At 32.4% G+C, this 7,764-nt stretch carries 8 protein-coding genes and 1 pseudogene; 3 read left to right on the top strand and 6 right to left on the bottom strand.

Features of this window, described 5'->3' with window-relative positions; translation table 11 throughout:
* From PHC28_RS12765 to PHC28_RS12750, 4 genes are all read right to left on the bottom strand, one after another.
* Nucleotides 1–890 (bottom strand): efflux RND transporter periplasmic adaptor subunit (locus tag PHC28_RS12765; protein ID WP_300101113.1); only part of this gene is annotated, 890 nt, incomplete at its 3' end.
* Nucleotides 891–900: 10 nt separating this feature from the next.
* A complete protein-coding gene (locus tag PHC28_RS12760) occupies nucleotides 901–2,235 on the bottom strand; it encodes a TolC family protein (RefSeq protein ID WP_300101107.1) in 1,335 nt (444 codons plus the stop codon).
* The gene (locus PHC28_RS12755) at nucleotides 2,235–2,831 is read right to left on the bottom strand and encodes a TetR/AcrR family transcriptional regulator (RefSeq protein ID WP_300101102.1); all 597 of its coding nucleotides are present in this window, start codon (nucleotides 2,829–2,831) and stop codon (nucleotides 2,235–2,237) included. The genes PHC28_RS12760 and PHC28_RS12755 overlap by 1 nt, the downstream gene beginning before the upstream one ends.
* 92 nt (nucleotides 2,832–2,923) lie before the next feature.
* Complete coding sequence (locus tag PHC28_RS12750; RefSeq protein ID WP_300101097.1) at nucleotides 2,924–3,463, bottom strand: YceI family protein; 540 nt, start codon at nucleotides 3,461–3,463, stop codon at nucleotides 2,924–2,926.
* Nucleotides 3,464–3,675: 212 nt separating this feature from the next.
* On the opposite strand from PHC28_RS12750, the gene PHC28_RS12745 reads away from it, so the two are divergent.
* Both PHC28_RS12745 and PHC28_RS12740 read left to right on the top strand, forming a co-directional pair.
* Nucleotides 3,676–4,650: a polyprenyl synthetase family protein gene (locus tag PHC28_RS12745; RefSeq protein ID WP_300101092.1), complete on the top strand. Its 975-nt coding sequence runs from the start codon at nucleotides 3,676–3,678 to the stop codon at nucleotides 4,648–4,650.
* Between the two features lie 39 nt (nucleotides 4,651–4,689).
* Complete coding sequence (locus tag PHC28_RS12740) at nucleotides 4,690–5,043, top strand: hypothetical protein (protein WP_300101088.1); 354 nt, start codon at nucleotides 4,690–4,692, stop codon at nucleotides 5,041–5,043.
* Here PHC28_RS12740 and PHC28_RS12735 read toward each other — a convergent pair whose 3' ends face one another.
* Nucleotides 5,044–6,372, bottom strand: coding sequence for an alkaline phosphatase (locus PHC28_RS12735; protein ID WP_300101083.1), 1,329 nt, complete (start codon nucleotides 6,370–6,372; stop codon nucleotides 5,044–5,046).
* Between the two features lie 9 nt (nucleotides 6,373–6,381).
* A complete protein-coding gene (locus PHC28_RS12730; protein WP_300101079.1) occupies nucleotides 6,382–6,930 on the bottom strand; it encodes a hypothetical protein in 549 nt (182 codons plus the stop codon).
* Nucleotides 6,931–7,047: 117 nt separating this feature from the next.
* Here PHC28_RS12730 and PHC28_RS12725 point away from each other — a divergent pair.
* Nucleotides 7,048–7,764, top strand: a pseudogene (locus PHC28_RS12725) (2-oxoglutarate dehydrogenase E1 component); the annotation flags it as partial.

Below are 7,764 nucleotides of genomic sequence, written 5' to 3'. Positions count from 1 at the left end.
ACACTACCCACGAAAGCCGTTCTTGGTATTGTTTTAACTTCTGCTTGTTTTGCAGCATTGGCTCCAAAAGTGGCTGTTCCATACATTCCTGCTTTGATGTCACTATTGGGATTGTTGTCCACTTCAATTTCTATCGGAAAATTTAATGTTTGATCTGCTTTAGACGCAATAAATGTAATTTTACCTGTCAATGATTTATCTGGAAATACGCTTGCTGAAATGATTACAATGTTTCCTAATTTTAGACTAGCTACTTGATTTTCGTTGACAGTCACTTTTAACTTTAGTTTAGAAACATTAACAATATCAAACAATGAAGTTGGGGGCATTCCTGCTAAAATAGAACCTTGCTCAATGTATTTTTTATTGATAAAACCATTAATCGGAGATTTTATTCTAGTATCACCAACATTGATGTTTGCTTGAGTCAATTGGGCTTTAGCATTTACCATTGCTAGTTTTGCTTGATCTAATTGTTGTTTGGTAATTCCGCCGGTTTTATAAGCATTTTCATATCGGCTATAATCTGCGGCTGCATTTTGATAGGTTGAATTTGCCGTTTGCGCATTCACATTTATAACATCGCTTCTAACGATTGCCAATGTTTGTCCTGCTTTTACATAATCACCTTCTTTTGCTAAAACGCTAATTACTTTGCCTGATTTTTCAGCTGAAAAAGTCAATTCTTGTATAGGTTCAAAATTTCCGTTTGCTTTAAAAGCATCATCTATTTTTTCGGTAACAACTGTAGCAACTCTTACGGCAACTGAACTGTTTTTTTCGGCAACAATAGCTGTGTCTTCTGCATTTTTCTTCTTATTGTTGTATAATGTGAATGCTGCTCCACCTATTAATACGACAGCAATTATGATGTAAATTGGTTTTTTCATTTTAAGATATTTAGTTTAATAAGTTTTTTAATTCTCCTTTTGATTTGATTAATGCTATTTCTGCTAGTTTGTAATCTAATAATGCAGTTGTATAATTGTTTTGTGCTTCTACTAATGCATTTTCTGCATCCAATAAATCGGTAAGGGAAGCTAATCCTTGAGCATAATTATTATTAGTATTGGTTAAAACTTCTTGAGCCAATTGTGCATTTTCTTTTTGACTACTTATAGTGATGATACTATTATCAATTTGTTTTTTAGCATTTTCATAGGCCAAATCCAATGCAAGTTTGGTTTCTGCCAAATCTACTTTTATTGATTTTAGGCTGTTATCAGCTTGACGAACTTTGGCACGAGTTCCAAATCCTGTAAATATTGGTACGTGTAAATTCAATCCAATTGCGGCATAATCAGACCAATAAGCACCATCGACAGGTTTTTTAAACCACGGCATTTCTGGACCTTGACCAATGTAGTTATAACTTCCATTTAACGAAAGTGTTGGATAATATGCAGCTTGAACCGATTTCTTTTGATACTCTAAAAGTTGTTCATTCTTCTTCAATAATTGATATTCTGTTCTAGCAGTGGCATCTGGTGTTTCAAAAAGGACTTGAGGCGTAACTTCAAATTCGGTTGCAGGAATTTCGATTTTAGTTTCAATTGGCATTCCCATATAAAATTTTAATGCATTTTCTTGAAGATCTACAGCGTTTAAAACTTGTTGACGTTGGGTTTTAATATTGGATATTTTTACCATAATTCTGTCCAAATCTATTTTTTTTGCCAATCCATTGTCAAATTGTCCTTTAATAATATCTTTAACTTTATTGGTGTTAATAAGATTATTATCCAAAACGCTCAAATTTTGACGTGTTACATACACATTATAGTAGGCATTTGCAACTCGTTCGATAACTTGTTCTTCAGTCAATTGTTCATTTATTTGATAGAACTCTCTTGTAGTTTTTGCAGCTTTCAAACCAATAAAAACGGATTGATCATAAAGAGCTTGGTTTAAGGAAATTCCAGCTCCCGAACTCCATTTTTGCCCAAAAGCTGCTTGAATTGTAGTTCCTGGAGCTCCAAAATTGTCCCCATCAAGTACTGTTGTTTGCAAGATAGGATTGTAATTCAAACTTCCGTTGGCCGAAATTTGAGGTAAAGCTCTTGAACGAACTTCCTGAATTTTATATTCACTGTTTTCGACATCTAGCTTAGCTTTTTTGGCATCCGCTTTATTTTCTAACGCATAGGTTAGTGCATCTTTCAAGGTTAATGATTTGACTTGCGAATTTGCCGTTAAAGCAAAAACCAAAAAAGGGATTATAAATAGTTTCTTCATTATGAGTTATATTTTTGTAATTGTTTTTCTAATTCGATTATTCCTGCAAGAGTTGCCATTGCTCTGGTATGGTATTCTAAGGCTTGCATTTCAAGTTTGTTTGCTTCTTTTTCAGAGCTCGTGTTTCCATTAATGCTAAAAATCAAAGTGTAATAAAAATCAACGTAGGTGTCAACTGCGATGTCTTTTCGATACAAACCTTTTTGTATTCCGTTTTGAATGTTTTGTTTGAAAACCGCATTACATTCGTTAATTTCTCTAGACATTACTTTTTCATAAATTTCAGGATAATGTTTTTTTAATTGATAAACAGGAGAGGTGTCTCCTGCTTTAAACATTTCTTTAAACATTTTTCTGATCTGAAAGTTTTCTTCAATGGCATTACGGTTTTCGGCCACAATGGTGTCAATACTTTGATGAATTGCTTTGTGAATCATTGCTGTCGATTCCTCAATTAGAATTTCCTTGTTGCAGAAATATTTATAAATTGTTTTTTTTGAAATGCACATTTCTCCAGCAATATCATCCATAGTGACGCTCTTAAAACCAAGTTTTAAGAATAATTCGGAAGCTTTTGATATAATTTTTTCTTTCATTTTAAAATGAATAAATTGATTTTCGGTTGAAAACATATTAAGGAAACTTTAGAAGCTAAAATAGTCACCAATGGTTTCACATAAATTTAATATTAGTTTAAACGGGTTTGAGTTGTAAATTCAAGATTAGCGGTCAAATTCATATCTTGTCCCAAGACAACACCATTATTTTGGTTAAAGGCATTATAAGATAATCCAAAATCTTTTCGATTGATGCTTCCAAGAATTTCAAAATTTGCTTTCGAATTGCCGTTGTGAGTTTCTAAACCAGTAAGCACAGCATCCAATTCGACTACCTTAGTAATGTTGTTAATAGTCAAATATCCTTTCAAGAAATTGATGCTCGAATTTACTTTTTGAAAAGAAGTCGATTTAAAACTAATGGTAGGATTTTGTATTGTATCTATAAAATCATTCAATTTCAAGTTAGAATCAAATTGCTCTAATTTTCCATCTTTGGTATTGATGTCAAATAAAAATTCAACATTAGCATCGTGAAGTTCATCATCAACTACAGATATTGAACCATTAAATGTATTTGATTTACTCACTAAATAGGCAATTATAGAATGTCTCGTTTTTATTAAAACGTCAGATTGGTCAGAATCGATAGTCCATTTTGTTGCTGTCATTATCAGTTTGATATTTTAATTAGACCGCAAACATATGAAGGAAACTTTAAATACCAAAATAGTTTCCAAAGTATTTTCAAATTATTTTTACTTAATCGTTATAGCTGTAGAAATTTAGGTACACTAAATAAAAAAATATACTTTTGTGTTTGAAATTTAGTGTTGTTTTTAAATCAATATTAAATGGTTCTAAATCTATAATTAAATAAAAAATGCTTTCTACTATTCAATATCAAGAACAATTTTTGCTCTATTTAGAAAATCAAAAAATTGATAAAGAGCCTAAAAACCTATACCAACCTATAGATTACATTTTGCAGTTAGGAGGAAAAAGAATGCGACCAGTTTTGACATTAATTACTGCCGAAATTTTTGATGCCTATTATGTAAAAGCTTTGCCAGCTGCGATGGCTGTTGAGGTTTTTCATAACTTCTCTTTGGTTCACGACGACATTATGGATGATGCACCTTTGCGAAGAGGAAATGCTACTGTTCATGAAAAATGGAATATTAACACCGGAATTCTCTCTGGCGATGCGATGTTGATTTTGGCCTACCAATATTTCGAAAAATACCAGCCCAAAATATTCCGTAAGTTGGCTAAATTGTTTAGTAAAACAGCACTTGAAGTTTGCGAAGGACAACAATATGATGTTGATTTTGAAACTCGTGATGACGTTACAATTGCTGAATATTTGAAAATGATTGAATATAAAACTGCCGTTCTAGTTGCTGCAGCGATGAAAATGGGCGCAATTATTGCCGAAACTTCAAAGGAAAATGCTAATTTGATTTATGATTTTGGACTTAATTTAGGCTTGGCTTTTCAGTTGCAGGATGATTATTTAGATGCTTTTGGAAATCCAGAAAACTTCGGAAAACAAGTAGGAGGTGATATTATTGAGAACAAAAAAACGTATTTATACCTGAAAGCTATCGAATTTTCAAAACCAGAAGAAAGAATACAATTGTTGGATTTGTTTTCTATTCAACCAGAAGATAATTCAGAAAAAATTAATGCTGTAAAGGAAATTTTCAATTCGACTGGAGCTTCTGATGCTAATCAAAAAGCTATTCACGATTTTACTTTAAAAGCTTTTGAAACCTTGGAAAAAATTAATATTTCTGAAGACAAAAAAGCAATTTTGAAAGCTTTTGGCGAAAATTTAATGGAAAGAAAGGTTTAGTTTACAATCAGAACCCTGAGGGTTTTATAAGTATATACAATGAATTTCATTACACCTAAAAATACTGATTTACTTCTTGAAGAAGCTGAAAAAGAAGCTTTGTACTTGAAATTAATAGAGCAAATCAATAAGGATTTTAATTTGGCAAACGAAGGGATTGATTTTCCAAAAAGTATTTCGCCCGAGGAATTAAAAATCCAGATGCACGAAAAAGTCTATCGAATGATTCAGTACAAATTTGCCGAATATCTCAACTTACTTTATATCATCGATGTTTCGGAAGACCAAATAAAAAAACTTGACGGCTCAGATTTAGTGGTTCTAGCCGAAAATGTTGCCTTTTTGATTTTGAAAAGAGAATGGCAAAAAGTGTGGTTCAGGAATAAATATTAGTTAGTCCAAATCCTTTTTTAGAATCACTTTATTCCATAATTCTTTTCCATCTTTGTCATACAAGGACAATTTTATTTGTCGATTTTCTTTATTTCCAGAAAATGAAATTATTCCAAAATTATTCACGGCAAATAAACTTTCTTCCACTTTATTTGTGTTTTTGTCTTCTTTATAGGAATCAGAAACTCCAGAGGTTAATGGCGAAACTGTCCAATCATAAAGAGGATAAGTTCCACTTCTGTCTAATTTTGATAATTCGGAAAAATGTCTGTCACCAGACAAAAATAGTACACCTTTGATATTATTATCTAAAATTTCTTTTAGAAGTTTTTCTTTTTCTTCAGGATAGGTAGAGTAATTTTCGAACCGAGCAGCAGTAGTAATTACTTGTCCGCCAAAATAAATGATTTTAAATGGAGCAGTTGAATAAGTGAGCGCATCAATCAACCATTCGAATTGTTTATCGCCAAGTAGGGTTCTTGCACCTGTTTTTCGGTCGTTTGGAGATTTAAAAAAACGATCGTCAAGCAAGAAAAATTGAGCATCTCCCCAATTGAAAGTAGAATAATTCCCTTCGTTTTGCTCTGGACTCATTCCGTAACTTTTGTTTGCCCAGAAATCCTTGAAAACTTCTAAAGTCAAATTTTTGTTGTAGAAACTCCTATCGCTATCATTTGGCCCAAAATCGTGATCGTCCCAAATGGCAAAATTTTGAGTTTTTGCAAGCAAAGGTTGCATTTCCTTAATAGAGCGCGAATGGGTGTAACGATGCATAATGCCGGTTTTGCTATCCCAATCAGCTTCTCGCAAATAAACATTATCACCTCCCCAAAGCATAATATCCGGATTTTTTGAATTTATGGATTCAAAAATTGAGTAGCCACTTCCGTATCCTTTTCCTGGTCTATCAAATTCAGGTTCATTGATATAAGTACAACTGCCTAGAGCAACCGTAAAATCGGGTGCGTCTTCTCGCCATTGCCACAATTTCTTAGAAGAAAATGAGGTTTCATAAGGCAAAATAGCTTTTTTATTATTGATAAAAACAGCGTATTTGTATTTTTTTCCAGGTTGTAATTTATCTAAAACAATATGATAGGTAAAACCAGTTTCTTTTGAAGAATTATAAGTATCAGAAGTGAATATAATCGACGGATTATCAGTTGCAAAATAGTCTATTTTTACGGCTGCATTTTCTTTGGTTTGTACCCAAATAACAGCTTCTGTCATCTCACAATAACCCACCATTGGTCCTGATTGAATAAGACCATTTTGAGAAAACCCATTGAAAAAACAGAGAAGAATAACTAAAAACGAAATCTTTTTCATAACTATATATTAAAAATAAACTCTAACAAATGGCATAAATGCATCACTATAAATACTATTATTGGCGTTGTATAAAATGTCATAACGTCCGCCAATGGTAACATTCCCATTTCTGTAACCAGCTCCTAAATACAGTGCAGTATTCCAGAAATTAGCAGATAAATTACCGCCGTCAAATTGGAAGTTTGTAGATGCATTAACTTCTTCAATTTCGACTGAAAATTGAATTTCTGGAATAGGATTCACAAGACCTATTAAACTTCCGCCAAAAAGAGTTGTGTTGTAATTGTTCTTTGCAGAAATATAACCAAATTGCAGTGAAGTTCCAATTGAAACGGTTTCGTTAATATTATAAATAGCACTTGGAGAAATGTTAATATCAGTATAACCAGAACCAAAACCTAATCCAAGTCCACCTCCAAATTGAACATTTTGCCAAAAATCATTTGGTTGCTTTCCTGTATTATTTTGACCTTGTGCCAATATTTCGTTAGTAAAAAACAAGATTATTGTGAGCAATACGAGTTTCGAAACAATTAAAAAGTGACTCTTTTTCATAAGTATTTAGGTTTTTAACAATATCAGGTATAAAAGTATTTAAAAAGAATTAGATACTTATTGTATTATTGTACTTTTGTCAAACTATTTTAACAAAAGAGAAGATTAAATAATATTATGGATAGGTTTTCATTTTTAAATGCGGCACACACCGAATTTTTTGCACAATTATACGATCAATATTTAGAAAATCCAGATAGCGTAGAACCAAGTTGGAGAAGTTTTTTCCAAGGTTTTGACTTCGGGATGACTACTTACAATGAGGAAAATCCGGTTTCCCAAACGGCAAATATTGCTTCGGGAGCAATGGAGAGTACTTCGGTTTCTGAGAAACTTCAGAAGGAGTTCAATGTTGTTAAATTGATTGACGCCTATAGAACTCGGGGGCATTTGTTTACCAAAACGAATCCAGTTCACAAAAGAAGAACGTACACACCAACATTGGATATCGAAAATTTCGGACTTTCGAGTGCGGATTTAGCAACGGTTTTTGATGCTGCAAAAGTCATCAAAATAGCTCCTTGTACTCTTCAGGAAATTTTGGATCATTTGAATAAAATTTATTGTCAATCCATTGGAGTTGAATATATGTTCATTAGAAAACCTGAGGATATTCAATGGATTCAGAATAAAATTGGACATAATGATAATCATCCTATTTATTCTAATGACGAAAAAAAGGAAATCCTAAACAAATTAAATCAAGCCGTTTCATTCGAGAATTTCTTGCACACTAAATATGTGGGTCAAAAACGATTTTCTCTTGAAGGTGGTGAATCTATCATTCCAGCACTTGATGCTTTGATTGAAAAAGCTGCTGAAAAAGGAGTGGAG

It is taken from the genome of Flavobacterium sp. (assembly GCF_028712645.1).
GTDB lineage: Bacteria > Bacteroidota > Bacteroidia > Flavobacteriales > Flavobacteriaceae > Flavobacterium.
Note: the sequence above shows the minus strand (reverse complement) of the source record. Positions and strands in the feature narration are given on the sequence as shown.

Coding starts and splice junctions, on each gene's coding strand:
- PHC28_RS12760 (WP_300101107.1), bottom strand. CDS start 2,235: ATGAAGAAACTATTTATAATCCCTTTTTTGGTTTTTGCTTTAACGGCA.
- PHC28_RS12755 (WP_300101102.1), bottom strand. CDS start 2,831: ATGAAAGAAAAAATTATATCAAAAGCTTCCGAATTATTCTTAAAACTT.
- PHC28_RS12750 (WP_300101097.1), bottom strand. CDS start 3,463: ATGACAGCAACAAAATGGACTATCGATTCTGACCAATCTGACGTTTTA.
- PHC28_RS12745 (WP_300101092.1), top strand. CDS start 3,676: ATGCTTTCTACTATTCAATATCAAGAACAATTTTTGCTCTATTTAGAA.
- PHC28_RS12740 (WP_300101088.1), top strand. CDS start 4,690: ATGAATTTCATTACACCTAAAAATACTGATTTACTTCTTGAAGAAGCT.
- PHC28_RS12735 (WP_300101083.1), bottom strand. CDS start 6,372: ATGAAAAAGATTTCGTTTTTAGTTATTCTTCTCTGTTTTTTCAATGGG.
- PHC28_RS12730 (WP_300101079.1), bottom strand. CDS start 6,930: ATGAAAAAGAGTCACTTTTTAATTGTTTCGAAACTCGTATTGCTCACA.